This window comes from Actinomyces johnsonii (assembly GCF_006546835.1).
Taxonomy (GTDB): Bacteria; Actinomycetota; Actinomycetes; order Actinomycetales; family Actinomycetaceae; genus Actinomyces; species Actinomyces johnsonii.
The window spans coordinates 63,795-77,156 of sequence record NZ_VICB01000025.1; the positions used below are offsets into that span (position 1 = coordinate 63,795).

General features: G+C 66.0%; 9 protein-coding genes and 1 CRISPR repeat array. Of the genes, 3 read left to right on the forward strand and 6 right to left on the reverse strand.

The features are described 5' to 3' along the window. The first annotated feature begins 5 nt into the window (after window positions 1-5). Both cas1 and cas2 read left to right on the forward strand, forming a co-directional pair. The gene (cas1, locus tag FK256_RS13380; RefSeq protein ID WP_141425084.1) at window positions 6-914 is read left to right on the forward strand and encodes a type II CRISPR-associated endonuclease Cas1; all 909 of its coding nucleotides are present in this window, start codon (window positions 6-8) and stop codon (window positions 912-914) included. After that, on the forward strand, window positions 914-1,234 hold the full coding sequence (gene cas2, locus FK256_RS13385; protein WP_141425085.1) for a CRISPR-associated endonuclease Cas2: 321 nt from the start codon (window positions 914-916) through the stop codon (window positions 1,232-1,234). The genes cas1 and cas2 overlap by 1 nt, the downstream gene beginning before the upstream one ends. Window positions 1,235-1,283: 49 nt before the next feature. Then, a CRISPR array of direct repeats spans window positions 1,284-2,471; the repeat unit is 36 nt; unit sequence GAAGTCTATCAAGGGGTCTGGTGACTGATTCCCAGC. Between the two features lie 439 nt (window positions 2,472-2,910). Here the strand turns inward: cas2 and FK256_RS13390 are convergent. Continuing rightward, window positions 2,911-4,461, reverse strand: a complete 1,551-nt coding sequence (locus FK256_RS13390; RefSeq protein WP_141425086.1) for an MFS transporter — start codon at window positions 4,459-4,461, stop codon at window positions 2,911-2,913. Continuing rightward, window positions 4,458-7,625 carry a glycoside hydrolase family 2 TIM barrel-domain containing protein gene (locus tag FK256_RS13395; RefSeq protein ID WP_141425087.1) on the reverse strand — a complete coding sequence of 1,056 codons (3,168 nt, stop codon included), beginning with the start codon at window positions 7,623-7,625 and terminating at the stop codon, window positions 4,458-4,460. The genes FK256_RS13390 and FK256_RS13395 overlap by 4 nt, the downstream gene beginning before the upstream one ends. A gap of 251 nt (window positions 7,626-7,876) precedes the next feature. On the opposite strand from FK256_RS13395, the gene FK256_RS13400 reads away from it, so the two are divergent. Next, window positions 7,877-8,863: a LacI family DNA-binding transcriptional regulator gene (locus tag FK256_RS13400; RefSeq protein ID WP_141425088.1), complete on the forward strand. Its 987-nt coding sequence runs from the start codon at window positions 7,877-7,879 to the stop codon at window positions 8,861-8,863. Window positions 8,864-8,888: 25 nt separating this feature from the next. Here FK256_RS13400 and FK256_RS13405 read toward each other — a convergent pair whose 3' ends face one another. The 4 genes from FK256_RS13405 to nrdF all read right to left on the reverse strand — a co-directional run bounded on the left by FK256_RS13405 (window position 8,889) and on the right by nrdF (window position 13,296). Beyond that, entirely contained in the window at window positions 8,889-9,737 is an 849-nt protein-coding gene (locus FK256_RS13405) for a hypothetical protein (RefSeq protein WP_244936457.1), read from the reverse strand. After that, the gene (locus FK256_RS13410; protein ID WP_244936459.1) at window positions 9,734-11,185 is read right to left on the reverse strand and encodes an LssY C-terminal domain-containing protein; all 1,452 of its coding nucleotides are present in this window, start codon (window positions 11,183-11,185) and stop codon (window positions 9,734-9,736) included. The genes FK256_RS13405 and FK256_RS13410 overlap by 4 nt, the downstream gene beginning before the upstream one ends. Window positions 11,186-11,355: 170 nt before the next feature. Then, a complete protein-coding gene (locus FK256_RS13415; protein ID WP_021606110.1) occupies window positions 11,356-12,111 on the reverse strand; it encodes a hypothetical protein in 756 nt (251 codons plus the stop codon). Window positions 12,112-12,321: 210 nt separating this feature from the next. Further along, a complete protein-coding gene (gene nrdF / locus FK256_RS13420; RefSeq protein WP_021609648.1) occupies window positions 12,322-13,296 on the reverse strand; it encodes a class 1b ribonucleoside-diphosphate reductase subunit beta in 975 nt (324 codons plus the stop codon). Window positions 13,297-13,362: the final 66 nt, after the last annotated feature.

Consider the following 13,362-nt stretch of genomic DNA (forward strand, 5'->3'; position numbering starts at 1 on the left):
CGCCGATGGACACGGCCTGGCGCATCATTGACTGCTCGTCGCTGGAGGGGCGCATCACCTCGGATCGTGGGGCGATCTGCGTCCACCAGGACGACGGCGGTGAGCATCGGATCCCGACGGCGGACGTAGCAGTCGTCCTCATGGGCCCCCACGTGAGCTTCTCGACGGCTGTCGTGCATCGACTACTGGGCGCTGACGTCGTCGTAATGTTCTGCGACTGGCGGGGTGTCCCCGAGGGCGCCGCCTATCCGTGGCATGAGCATGGTCGCGTTGGGGCCAGACAGCTGGCGCAGTCGCAGCTCTCTGAGCCACGGAGGAAGAATGCGTGGGGGCGCCTGGTGAGGGCGAAGGTGCTGGGGCAGGCGACTGTCCTGCTCCAGAAGGATCGTCCTGCGGCAGCCCGGCTCAAAGAGATGGCACGTTCGGTGCGCTCGGGTGACCCGGAGAATGTCGAGGCCCATGCTGCTCGCCTGTACTGGTCCCGCCTGTTCGCCTTCGAGGGTGATTTTCTCCGGCGCCCGGAGGCGGAGGATCACCGCAACAGCTGCTTGAACTACGGCTATGCGGTCCTGCGCGCTCATGGGATCCGGGCGGTGGTGAGCGCCGGGCTCACCCCGACGCTCGGCCTGTTCCACCATGGGCGCGGCAATATGTTCAATCTAGTGGATGACATCATCGAGCCCTTCCGTCCGGCAGTGGATGATGCCGTGCTGCATCTGGATCCTGATGCGAGTCCCGCTGAGCGGCAGGTGAAGCAGGTTCTGGTTGCCTCGGTGCAGCAGCCCTTCCGTGAGGACGGCGCCACGCTCCCGACCGTCTTGGAGGAGCTGGCTCAGCACTTGGGTCAGTACTGCGAAGGGGACCGAGCCCGTTTGGATGTCCCATCCTGGACCGGTCCGAGGCGCAAGTCCTGATGGCGGATGATCCGGTGTGGTGCGTGGTCATGTTCGATCTGCCGGTGGCGACGAAGAAGCAGCGCAAGGAGGCGACTCGCTTCCGCCATCTTCTCCTGGATGAAGGCTTCTGGATGGCGCAGTACAGCGTCTATGTCCGCTACTCCCCGACCGTGGCCGGGGAGCCCCGCAGAGCGGGCACGATCCGGAGCAACCTGCCTCGTGGCGGCGAGGTGAGAATCCTGTATGTCACCGATCGCGAATGGTCGCACGCGCTCTGTTTCCGCAACGAAGAGCCCGTCCAGGCCGAGCCGGAGCCCCAGCAGCTCATGATCTTCTAACCTCTAGCGAGGTGTTTGTGCTGGTCAGACCCCCTTGATAGACGTTTTAGAAGTCTATCAAGGGGTCTGGTGACTGATTCCCAGCAACGGTCACCTGCTCCATGCGGGCGGCTGAAGTCTATCAAGGGGTCTGGTGACTGATTCCCAGCCACTCCTTGTGGTGGGTGGCCGTCATATGAAGTCTATCAAGGGGTCTGGTGACTGATTCCCAGCTTCTTGGTGCCTTCAGGGCCTCGATGTCGAAGTCTATCAAGGGGTCTGGTGACTGATTCCCAGCCGCAAAGCCTCGTCCGATGAAATCGACGGAAGTCTATCAAGGGGTCTGGTGACTGATTCCCAGCGCGGGACCCTCCCGCTGAAACTCCTAACGAAGTCTATCAAGGGGTCTGGTGACTGATTCCCAGCAAGGGCGAGATCACCGCCGAGGAGTTCAGAAGTCTATCAAGGGGTCTGGTGACTGATTCCCAGCATGAAGGGCTTGTCGGGCCAGTTGGTCAGAAGTCTATCAAGGGGTCTGGTGACTGATTCCCAGCTCCATCGTCGTGGGGACCGCCGAGTCCAGAAGTCTATCAAGGGGTCTGGTGACTGATTCCCAGCAGGCCGAGGAAGAGGGGCTCGTTGTCCTGAAGTCTATCAAGGGGTCTGGTGACTGATTCCCAGCTTATGGGCAGTGACGGCTATGGCTTCTTGAAGTCTATCAAGGGGTCTGGTGACTGATTCCCAGCCGCGGCAGGATCGAGAAGCGGACCTCCTGAAGTCTATCAAGGGGTCTGGTGACTGATTCCCAGCAAGAACGGGGGCTCCAGACGCGTGACGGGAAGTCTATCAAGGGGTCTGGTGACTGATTCCCAGCGCAAGGACGGTGCTGACGTTGACGCCGTGAAGTCTATCAAGGGGTCTGGTGACTGATTCCCAGCCTCACCAACACCCCCACCGGAAAACGCTGAAGTCTATCAAGGGGTCTGGTGACTGATTCCCAGCTGGGTGATGAACGGGTCCCGCTTTGTCAGAAGTCTATCAAGGGGTCTGGTGACTGATTCCCAGCCAGGCCGTCGGCTACTGACCAACTCTGTGAAGTCTATCAAGGGGTCTGGTGACTGATTCCCAGCATGGTTTCCTTCATGCTCCGATCCTACCGAAGTCTATCAAGGGGTCTGGTGACTGATTCCCAGCAGGTAGTCGCTGGTGTTCATCTCTGGTTGAAGTCTATCAAGGGGTCTGGTGACTAATTCCCAGTCGTCGGGGAAGGGTTGGATGGGCGATGAACGGCGTCGAACGCGTAGGGCTGCCGTAGGCATCGCTGATGGCGTTCCAGCGCATCATCACCCATCCACGAATGACCACAAACCCTCTGAAACCTGCGGATGCGTGAAACTACATCACCAGCTGGCTCGACGCCGACCAGACCTGAGTTCCCACGCCGGGCAGCCGTCACCGCGACATCCTCGGCTAGCTCCTCATCGACAGCAACTCCGCGCGCTTCGACAGCCTCCGCTAGATCAACCCCAACAGCAGATAGTTCCACCGCTGCGCGCTGACTCCGTCGGGGAAGGGCGGTGTGTAGGCAGGTGGAACCCGCCCGCACACCGCCCCCGGAACACGGATGGGGGCAATGGCGTCACCGTCCGCTTCACCCCGTCTTGCCCCCACCCGTGAGTCAAGCGGCTCGCACAGCCTCAACTCACCGAGCCGTCGTCCTCCTCGATGCCGGCCGCGGTACCCAGGCTCTCGACGGCGTCGAGGTCATCAGCGCCGCCCTCACTGGCGACGGCGCCCCCGGCCTCCCCGCCGGCCTCCATCTCAGCCCGCGCATCGGCCTCCTCCTTGAGTCGGGTGTTGACCTTCTCGACGTCGAGCCGCGTGAGCAGGAAGAGGATGAGCGCGTTGGCCACGAGCGGCAACCACACGTACATGATGTAGATCATCTGGATGGCGGACTCCGGCTGGACCTTGAGGTCCCCGTCGTACCCGGAGGCGGCCAACAGCCAGCCGGAGAGAGCGGTGCCGAGGCCGCCGCCCACCTTCACGCCGAGCGACGTGCAGGAGAACATGAGCCCGTCAATGCGCTTACCGGTGCGCAGCCAGGTGTGCTCCGAGGCCTCGGCGATGAGGGCGTTGAGCGTGCCCTGCAGCGAGCTCATACCCAGGGCCGCGACCCCGGAGAGGATCAGCATGAGCGGGAGGCTGTTCATGTAAGCCGCCACGAGTACCCCGAGCCGCCCAAGGGTCGCGATGACATAGCCGACGACGTTGATCCGGTACATGCCCCCGAAGCGGCGCACCACCAGCGGCGTAATGAGGAGCCCGATCATGAGCGGGATGTTGATGGCCCAGGAGAAAGTCTTCAGCAGGTCCGCGTCCCCCAGGACGTACTTCATGAAGTAGATGCCCATGTTGAGCATGGCCGTGAAGATCTGGGTGAGCAGGAAGACAATGAGGATGATGAGGTAGTACTTGTTAGACACAAGCATCTTGGCCGACTCCCCCACCGAGAGCTTGTCCTCCTGGGGCTCCCCCTCACCCTCGAGCTCCTCGGGCGGCAGCTCCTTAACCGAGAGCACTGAGAGCGTGTTGACCGCCAGGCCGAGCAGCGCGTAGATGATCGCCATCGTCCGCCACCCGACGGCGCCGCCGCCGAACAGGGCCACACCGCCCACGGTGACGCTCTGGATGAGCAGGTTCGTCCCGAAGGCGAACATGAAGCGGATGGAGCCCATCTGCACGCGCTCGGAGCCATTGCGGGTGATGAGTGCGGTCAGCGAGGAGTAAGCGATGTTGTTGGCCGTGAAGAAGACGGCGTTGAGCAGCGTGTAGGCGATGAAGAACCAGGCGTACTTGGCGGTATCCCCCAGGCTCGTGGGGATCGCGAAGATCGCGATGAGCATGGCGGCGCAGCCCACGAACCCCCACAACATCCACGGGCGGGCCTTACCCATCCGCGTGTTGGTGCGGTCTAGCAGCGCCCCGAAGATGATGTCGGAGAAGCCGTCGAAGAGTCGGGAGAACATCATGAGCGTGCCGACGACGCCCGCGTTGAGCCCGGCGGTGTCCGTCAGGTAGATCATGACGAAGGCGGACAGGAGCACATAGACGACGTTGCCGGCCACGTCGCCCGAGCCGTAGCCCACCTTGTTGTACCACTTCAGGTACTTTCTCTCGCTGGCCGCTTCGAGCCCGGTTCCTGCGGTGGGGGCGCCGGCCTTCTTACCGGCAGACTCGCTGCTCATGGTTTCACCTCATTGTGACTACTGGTGTGGGTAAGGGTGTTGAGCAGGAGATGGAGCTCCATCCCCAGCTCCTGGCCGTCGACCTGGTAGCGGGGCCGCAGGGCGGGCCCGCAGCTGTTGGATCCGATGCCGGCCATCGCGGCGTCCAGGCACAGGACCGTGCTGCCCGACGGCGTCAGATCGGTGTTGCGGTGCCGCGCGGCCAGCTCCTCCTGCGTGTAGCGGGAGGCGTTGAAGGAGAAGGGGGTCGGCCCGACAACGGCCAGGCTCAGGCCGTCCCCGGAGACAATCACCTTGTTGCAGTCGGCGTGGCTGCCGTTCTCCTGGGGCCGGATGTAGTCCTCGTGGAGGTCGACGACGTCGGCACTGAAGGCCCCGTGGTGGCTGGCGCGGTGCTTGTCGATGTAACTCTCTTGCGGGCCCAGGCCGTAGTAGTCGACCTGGTTCATGACCTCGGGCAGGAAGAGACGCAGTCCCAGGCGCGGCAGGCTGGGGAAGCCCAGCGTCCGGCGCAGTCGCAGGCTCAGGCTCAGGACGCCGTCGTCGGTGAGGGTCCAGATGAGTCGTCCGCGCAAGGCGGGCTGGACCGAGGGCGCCACGAGGCCGACGTCGGCACTGATGGTGACGCGACCGGGCTCCTCGTCGACGTCGACGCCGTAGGCGCGGGCCGCGGCCTGGTGGTAGTGGGCGCGCTCCCATTCCAGGCGCACGTGGCGGTCGTTGTCGGTGGGCGCCCGCCAGATGTTGAGCTCGACCGGCCGGTCCAGGAGCTCGCGGCCCTCCGCAGCCAGGGATACGGGCAGGCCGGTGCGCGTGTCGATGGCGCAGCGCAGGCCCGCGGCCTCAACCTCGACTCGGGTGCCCTCGCGCTTGACCGGTAGGTGGGTCTCCCCGATGGGGCGGCCGGCGAGCGCCGCGACCCACCGGTGACGCCTGTCGGCGTTGCGCAGCGGGATCTCGTCGAAGCCCAGGACGTGCCCGGCGGCCAGCAGCGAGTCGGGGCGGGCGAGCCGGTAGGTGACCAGCAGGTGGCAGCGTCCGGTGGGCGGGACGCTCGGTTCGCAGCGCAGCATGACGCTTGTGTGCGGCGGGACGGGCTCGAGGAGGTCGAGGTCCTGGCGGTCCACGACAACGCCGTCGCACCGAACCTCGTAGGAGATGCGCAGGTACTGGGACATGTCGGTGTGGTCGAGGTCGTTGTGGATGGTCAGCAGGCCCTCGTCCTGGTCGTACTCGAGGACGCGGGCAGGGCGCTGGACGTTCTTGAGCTCGGCCAGGCCGGGGTGGGGGACGCGGTCGGGCGAGACGAGGCCGTCGACGCAGAAATTGCCGTCGTGGACGGCCTCGTCGTGGTCGCCGCCGTAGAGGTGGATCGGCCGGCCGTCGTCACTGGTTCCGGCGGTCACCGCGTGGTCGCACCATTCCCACACGAAGCCGCCGCACATGCGCTCATCTGCCCGGATGATCTCCCAGTAGTCCTCGAGGTCGCCGGGCCCGTTGCCCATGGCATGGCAGTACTCCACGAGGATGAAGGGCTTGTCCGGGTCGGAATCCAGGTAGTGGCGGATCTCCTCGATGGCCGGGTACATGCGGCTGTACAGGTCGATGCAGGAGTAGTCGTAGCGGCGCTTGGAGTCGCGGTAGTAGGAGCTCTCGTAGTGGGTCAGCCGCGTGGGGTCGAAGTCCTTGGCCCACATGAGGGCCGCTTCGAGGGTGCAGCCGTAGGAGCACTCGTTTCCTGCAGACCAGGAGATGACGCTGGGGCGGTTCTTCTCGCGGTGGACGCACAGTTTCATGCGGTCGACGGTGGCCTCGGTCCACTCGGGGTTGTCGGCGATGGGCTCGTTCCAGTGCTCGACCTGGTTGTCCCAGGAGGGGTCGGCCAGGAAGCGGCTCTGGGTGCCGTGGCTCTCGTTGTCAGCCTCAGACATGACATAGAAGCCGTGCTCGTCGCACAGCTGGTAGAAGCGCGGGTCGTTGGGGTAGTGGGAGCTGCGCACTGCGTTGATGTTGTGCTCCTTCATCAGACGCAGGTCCCACTGCATGTGCTCCAGGTCGACGACGGGCCCGGTGGTCGGGTCGGAGTCGTGCCGGTTGACGCCCCGCAGGGTGATGGGCCGGCCGTTGAGGCGGACGACGGCGTCGCTCGTCTCGATCTCGCGGATGCCGACCCGGTCGGTGATGACCTCGTCGGGGGTGGTGATGACCAGGGTGTAGAGGTAGGGGTTCTCGGCGCTCCACAGGTAGGGGGCGTCAAGGGTTAGGCGGATCCGGTGGGTGTAGCCGTCGTCGCCGGCGAAGGGTTCCAAGTCGCCGGCGGCCACGACCGTGCCGTCGTGGTCCACGAGCTCGACGGAGGTGGGGACGGCCCCGCCCCGGTAAGCGCCCTGGATCTTGACCAGGGCGGTGGCCGGACCAGCGTCGAACCCGGTGCCGACCACCGGACCGAGCGAGGTGGTGGTGGCGTAATCGAACAGGACAGCGGCGGGGCGGCTCAGGAGGTAGACGTCGCGGAAGATGCCGCTGGTGCGGAACTTGTCTTGGTCCTCCAGGTAGGTGCCGTCGCACCACTTGAGGACCAAGACCGCCAGGCGGTTGGCACCGGGGCGGACGAGCTCGGTGACGTCGAACTCGGCGGAGGCGTGGGAGACCTGGCTGTAGCCGACATAGGTGCCGTTGAGCCACACGTAGAAGCAGGAGTCCACACCCTCGAAGGTCAGATAGGTGCTGGGGGCGGCGGCGTCCGGGGTGTACTCGAAGTCGCGGATGTAGGCGCCGCAGGGGTTGTCCTGGGGGACGTGGGGCGGATCGAAGGGGATGGGGTAGCGCACGTTGGTGTACTGATGGTGGTCGTAGCCCAGGTGCTGCCAGGTGCTGGGCACCTGGATCCGGGTGAAGCCCTCCGGGACGCGGGCGGAATCGGGGTCTTGGTCGTCGCCGGCGCTCTCGGGGGCTTCCTGCTCCCAGAAGGCCTCGGTCAGCTCGTGGATGCTGGGCAGGTAGCGGAAGGCCCACTCGCCACTGAGCAGATGGAAGCGGTCGGAGTCCTCCCGCCTCCAGGGGCTGGTGGCGATGGGACGGGATGCGGGCACGTAGTAGGCGCGCGGCGGAAGCGTGTGCTCGTGGAGGACACCGAGGTCCTCGAAGTATCTAGGAACGATCATTGTTCGGCTCCCTCAGGTGTGGACGGGAACGGGGGACGCGCAGCAGTGCAACGTCTTTATGTTGACGTTAACATAGTAGACGAGCCCCGCTCTAGTGAGGCAGATCTATCAACCCAATCTGGACTCCACCAACCTCTGAGGAGGATCACTATGGTAACGTCACCATGTCGTCAGGATGCGGGTACTCCTGCCGCCCCTGATAACCTCATGCCATGCCAGGGCAGCGCCGGGGCGCGGAGGGAGCGCCGTCAATGAGCGATGTGGCTCGCTTGGCCGGCGTCTCAGCCCAGACGGTCTCGCGCGTGGCGGCGGGATCGGAGCACGTCCGGCCCGATACCCGCGAGCGAGTCCTGCGCGCGATGAACCAACTGGGCTACTCCCCCAACCGCGCAGCCCAGGCCCTGCGCCGAGGCTCCTTCAAGACGATCGGGGTGCTGACCCAGCAGATCCAACGCACCGGTGAGGCCCTGACCACCGCGGGAGTGCTGGAGGCAGCCACCGCCGTCGACTACGCCGTCAACCTCGTCCAGGTGGAGCACCCCGCCTCCGACGACCTGCGCGAGGCCGTCTACCGACTCTCCCACCAGGCCATCGATGGGCTTGTCGTCGTGCAAGCCGGGAGGGCCGGGCGCGAGCAGCTGGTATTGCCGCCCTCGATGCCGGTGGCGGTCTCGGACTCCACGCTCGTGGACTACTACCCCTCGGCCAGCGCCGACCAGGTCGGCGGGGTGCGCGACGCCGTCGGGCACCTTCTGGGGCTGGGGCACCGCACCGTCTACCACGTGTGCGGGCCCGAGGACTCCCAGTCCAGCCTCATCCGCAGAGCCACCTGGGCCCGCTGCCTACAGGAGGCGGGGCGGGAGGTTCCCGAGCCGGTACCCGGCGACTGGGAGGCCGCAGCGGGCTATGAGGCTGGTCTGCGCCTGTCGGCCGACCCGGAGGCCACGGCCGTCTTCTGCGCCAACGACGAGCTGGCCCTGGGCCTCATCCGAGCCATGCACGAGCAGGGCAGACGCGTGCCGCAGGACGTCTCGGTCGTCGGCTTCGACGGCCTGGCCGTGGGCGAGTACAGCTTCCCGCCGCTGACCACGGTGCGCCAGGATTTCAAGCGGCACGGCCGAGAGATGGTGGGGCTCGTGCTGGAGCAGGCGGCCTCGGGGGAACTGGAACGCAGCCGCAGCATCATCATCCCCACCGAGCTCATCGTGCGCGGCTCAACCGCCCCGCCGGCGTCCTGAGTGCGCAGTACGGCGTCGGCCCGGCTCAGTCCTCCTGGGGCAGGAGCATGGAGGCGCCCAGGGCGAAGGGGAATCCGGGCTTGAGGATGCACTGGATGACAGGCTGGGCCATTTCCAGGACGCTGTCGGCGTCGAGCCCCTCCTCGCCGTCGGGGCCGGCCTCGGCCACGAGGTCGGCGTAGGGGACGGTGAGGTCGAGCAGGGCCATGCCGTCCCGGTGGGTGGCAGCATCCCAGGCGCCGCCCTCCATCTCCTGAAGGGTGCCCAGGTGGAAGCTCATGACGCCGCGGTCATCGACCTGCGCGGGTACGGACAGGATGTGGTGCGGCTCGGGGTCGCGCGGCGCCCGCAGAGTGAACAGGATGATCCCGCCGTCGCGGGCGGCGCGCAGCATGATGCGGCCGATGTGGATGCCGAAGCTGACGACGTCGAAGACCCCCTCCATGGCCTGCTCGTAGCTCAGCGGCTCCTGGAGGAGGATCGGGGCGCCATCGCCAGGGTCGTTGATGGCGCGGCGGCCCGACGGCGTCGCGGCCCTAAGCAGCAGGAGCCGGCCTGAGTCGGTCAGGGTGCCGGTCTCCACCTGCTCCTGCCAGCCGGCGGGGGCCTGGGCGGGGCCGGGCTCAGACTCCACCAGGCCCATGCCCAGGACGCTGGACAGGTCGGTGCCGTCGGCCGGCCGGTGCCAGGTGATGGTGGCGTCGTCGTGCCAGATGGGGACGACGCCGTTGAAGGGGATACCGAAGCGCACGTGCTCGCGCTCGCCATCGACGGGCCGGGAGGCATCGACGTGGCTGACGCGCCCGCGGGCCCGACCCGCCGGACCTCCGCTGTCGGCGCTGCCCTCCTGCGGTCCTGCCAGGTACTCGCTCATGAATCCACCCTATCGGCGGGAGAGTCGGGCCGCGTGTCGCTCTGCGCACCGATTCGCCCGCCGGTTCGCACCGCGGCCCGAACTGCGCGGCGCTCCTCCTTGCGGGCGTGCTCCCACTCGTGGACCTGCCTGGCTGAGAGGGCCAGCAGGGCCAGAACCTGGAGCGCGCTGGTGATGACCAAGCCGAGGGTCGCCTGTCGGACCCCGAGGCTGGAGACCTGCACCATATCGGTGAGGATGCTCAGGACGAGGGTAGCCATGAGGGCGATGCGGCCGCGCGGATGCCCGTGCCAGGCCGCCGCGCCCAGGGCGGCGGTGGTCAGCGTGAGGATGGCCGACACCGTAGCAATGACGGCGATGACCGCGGCGATCATCCCCCGGTCCATGCCGGAGATCGGAGTGGCGTCCAGAAGGTCGGTGACGTCGATGCGAGTGACACGCATGAGCTCGACGACGATCATGATCCCGATGAGGACCAGGGCGATGATGAGCTGGCTGGGGCGCCGCCGCCGGGCCTCGAGATCGGCGAGGTGGGCCAGGCGCAGGGAGAGCCCGGAGTCGGACCCGGGCACCACCTCGTTGAGGTCGAGGACGTGGAGAGCGCCATCGGTGACCACTCGGTCGCCTCCCCCGTTCTTGTCGTGATAGGAGGTGAAGAAGTCCGGCCAGATTTCGAGTTCGGCGGCCTCGTTGGCCCAGCGGACGTCGTCGACGACGTAGTCGCGCTCGATGTCGATGTCCGCGTCGATCTTGTGGGTGACCTGGAGGGTGAGGGCGCTCAGGCCGACGGCACGGTCGTAGGTGGCGGCGGCCAGCCAGTCCACACGGCCCCCGCCGGGCAGGACCCAACCGGGCGGGCAGTACCAGAAGCGGATGTGGTGGCGTTGGGCGGGGTTGCCCTCGACCTCCTTCTGGTAGGCGAAGCTCTGTTTGCGTCCGAACAGCAGGAGGTTGGAGACGGGAGCGGCCGGGTAGGAGCGCCGCAGCAGTGAGGAGATGATGATGCGCCACGAGGAGCGCAGGGTGATGGGGTCGGCGCGCACCCAGCCGGCGGCCGTCATCGCCTCATGGATATCTTCCTCATCGCCCTTGACGGCAAGGTTGACAGGATCGCCCAGGAGCCCGTCGGGGGTGCGGGTGCGGCCGATGAAGTAGTCGGGAACGTAGAGCCAGGTGAGGACCTGGTGGAGGCGCGGCAGGGCGAGGTAGGCCAGCACCGCCCAGAACAGTAGGGAGTTGACCACGAGCGCCGGTTCGAGGTGCCAGCCCGAACCGATGAGAAGCCAGGCCAGCCACAGCGTGGCGACGGCGGCGATGGCGAAGAAGACGGAATCGAGGACGTCGTCGATGCTCCAGGAGCGTGCGTCGACCTCCGACATCTTGGACGGACCGGCCCGGTAGACGGGCGGCATCGTCGGGCGGGGGCGAGTCGCCTCGGGTGTCGTCATGGCGTCACGCTACCGAAGGGGGCGAATGCCGGATGCCGGCCGCGCCGTCGCGGACCGCGGCCTCGCACAGCACCGCGCCTCACGAACCGGTGGGATCGTGAGGCGCGGCGGAGGGATGGACGACGTCGCCCGAGAGCATGACATCGCCGAGGAGGGGAGCGGAATCGGATTTACTTGAGGACCAGTTTCTGGGTGTCGGAGTGGGGCCCGTAATGCTTGCCCGTCCGCGTGTTCTCGCCGTCTCCGCGGTCGTAGACGATGTTGGTGGAGCCATCGGAGAATGGTCTCAGCGTGGTCGACTTGCCCAGCGAGACGAAGGCGAACCAGCCCTCGATGTTCGTGGCTCCGTAGTCGTCGGCGATGCTGAAGGTCTCGAGGCCGTCGGCCTTCAGGTCGTTGGCCAGCAGCGCTCCGTACTCATCAGCCTTGAGGGAGGAGTTCTTCTCGTCCTGCAGCGACGTAGTGTGTGTGACGCCAGAGCTGTAGCCGACCTCTCCATCGAAGTCGAGTGTGCAGTGGAGGAGGTAGACGGTTTCATCGCTCTTGCCCTGCTTGTACTGCGGTGCGGCGTAGTCCTCGACCACCTTGTCGCAGGTCTGCGTGAGACCGATCTCATCGTCCCTGAAGGTCACTGTGTTGATGTCCTGGATCTTGGAGCCGGACTTGGTGGTCTCACCACCCTTGGAGTCCTTCTTCTTGTCCTTCTCATCCTTATCGTCCTTCTTGCCTTTCTCGTCCTTCTTGGAGTCCTTCTCGTCCTCGGACGCAGTCGGGTCCGACGAGGAGTCCGCGTCTTTATCAGCGGAGGCGCTTGCGGTGGCCCCGTCGGTCGGGGTCTGGGGGCCTTCCTGCTCCTCGCAGGCGGACAGTCCAACAGCCATGGCAAGGGCGGCGGCGACGGAGAGGACCTTGACGGTGGAGCGCATGGGAGTTCCTTTCTGGTGCGCTGCGAACACCGAAATTATGCGGTGCCCACGGACTCTCCACCATGGGGAGCGCACCTGGGGAAGTCCTCCCCACCTCCCCCGGTTGCGTCGCACACCCGTCGTCCCGGTGCTTACCGGGCAGTCCGCTACGGATCGGGGGTGTCCTGGAGGTCTCCGGGGAAGTTCCTTACCGCATGCGCCGAGGCGCCATCAGAAGTCCCAGTCCTCATCCTGGGTGGCCTCGGCCGTGCCCATGACGTAGGAGGAGCCCGAGCCGGAGAAGAAGTCGTGGTTCTCGTCGGCGTTGGGAGACAGGGAAGCGAGGATCGCCGGGTTGACGTCGACGGCGTCGGCCGGGAAAAGCGCCTCGTAGCCCAGGTTCATGAGGGCCTTGTTGGCGTTGTAGCGCAGGAACTTCTTGACGTCCTCGGTCAGGCCGAGCTCGTCGTAGAGGTCCTCGGTGTACTGCTCCTCGTTGTCGTAGAGCTCCATGAGGAGGTCGAAGGTGTATTCCTTGAGCTCGGCCTGGCGCTCAGGCGAGGACTCGCGCACGGCCAGCTGGTACTTGTAGCCGATGTAGTAGCCGTGGACGGCCTCGTCGCGGATGATGAGGCGGATGAGGTCGGCAGTGTTGGTCAGCTTGGCGTGGCTGGACCAGTACATGGGGGCGTAGAAGCCGGAGTAGAAGAGGAAGGACTCCAGCATGGTGGAGGCAACCTTGCGCTTCTCGGGGTCGTCCCCGCGGTAGTAGTCCAGGATGATGCGGGCCTTGCGCTGGAGGTTCTCGTTCTCCTCGCTCCAGCGGAAGGCCTCGTCGATCTCCGCCGTCGAGATGAGGGTGGAGAAGATTGAGGAGTAGGAGCGGGCGTGGACCGACTCCATGAAGGCGATGTTGGTCAGCACCGCCTCCTCGTGGGGGGTGCGGGCGTCGGGAATGAGGGAGACCGCGCCGACCGTGCCCTGGATGGTGTCCAGGAGGGTCAGGCCGGTGAAGACCCGGGTGGTCATGTTCTTCTCGGCCTCATTGAGGGTGGCCCACGACTGCACGTCGTTGGACAGCGGCACCTTCTCGGGCAGCCAGAAGTTGCCGGTCAGGCGGTCCCAGACCTCGAGGTCCTTGTCGTCGGCCAGGCGGTTCCAGTTGATGGCCTGGACGCGGTCGACCAGCTTGATGGGCTCGTGCATCGGTTCCTCCCGGGGTTTGGGTGAGCTGGCCTCATGCTACCGACGACGGTGCCGACCGGCTGTGAC

Coding starts and splice junctions, on each gene's coding strand:
- cas1 (WP_141425084.1), top strand. CDS start 6: ATGGACACGGCCTGGCGCATCATTGACTGCTCGTCGCTGGAGGGGCGC.
- cas2 (WP_141425085.1), top strand. CDS start 914: ATGGCGGATGATCCGGTGTGGTGCGTGGTCATGTTCGATCTGCCGGTG.
- FK256_RS13390 (WP_141425086.1), bottom strand. CDS start 4,461: ATGAGCAGCGAGTCTGCCGGTAAGAAGGCCGGCGCCCCCACCGCAGGA.
- FK256_RS13395 (WP_141425087.1), bottom strand. CDS start 7,625: ATGATCGTTCCTAGATACTTCGAGGACCTCGGTGTCCTCCACGAGCAC.
- FK256_RS13400 (WP_141425088.1), top strand. CDS start 7,877: ATGAGCGATGTGGCTCGCTTGGCCGGCGTCTCAGCCCAGACGGTCTCG.
- FK256_RS13405 (WP_244936457.1), bottom strand. CDS start 9,737: ATGAGCGAGTACCTGGCAGGACCGCAGGAGGGCAGCGCCGACAGCGGA.
- FK256_RS13410 (WP_244936459.1), bottom strand. CDS start 11,185: ATGACGACACCCGAGGCGACTCGCCCCCGCCCGACGATGCCGCCCGTC.
- FK256_RS13415 (WP_021606110.1), bottom strand. CDS start 12,111: ATGCGCTCCACCGTCAAGGTCCTCTCCGTCGCCGCCGCCCTTGCCATG.
- nrdF (WP_021609648.1), bottom strand. CDS start 13,296: ATGCACGAGCCCATCAAGCTGGTCGACCGCGTCCAGGCCATCAACTGG.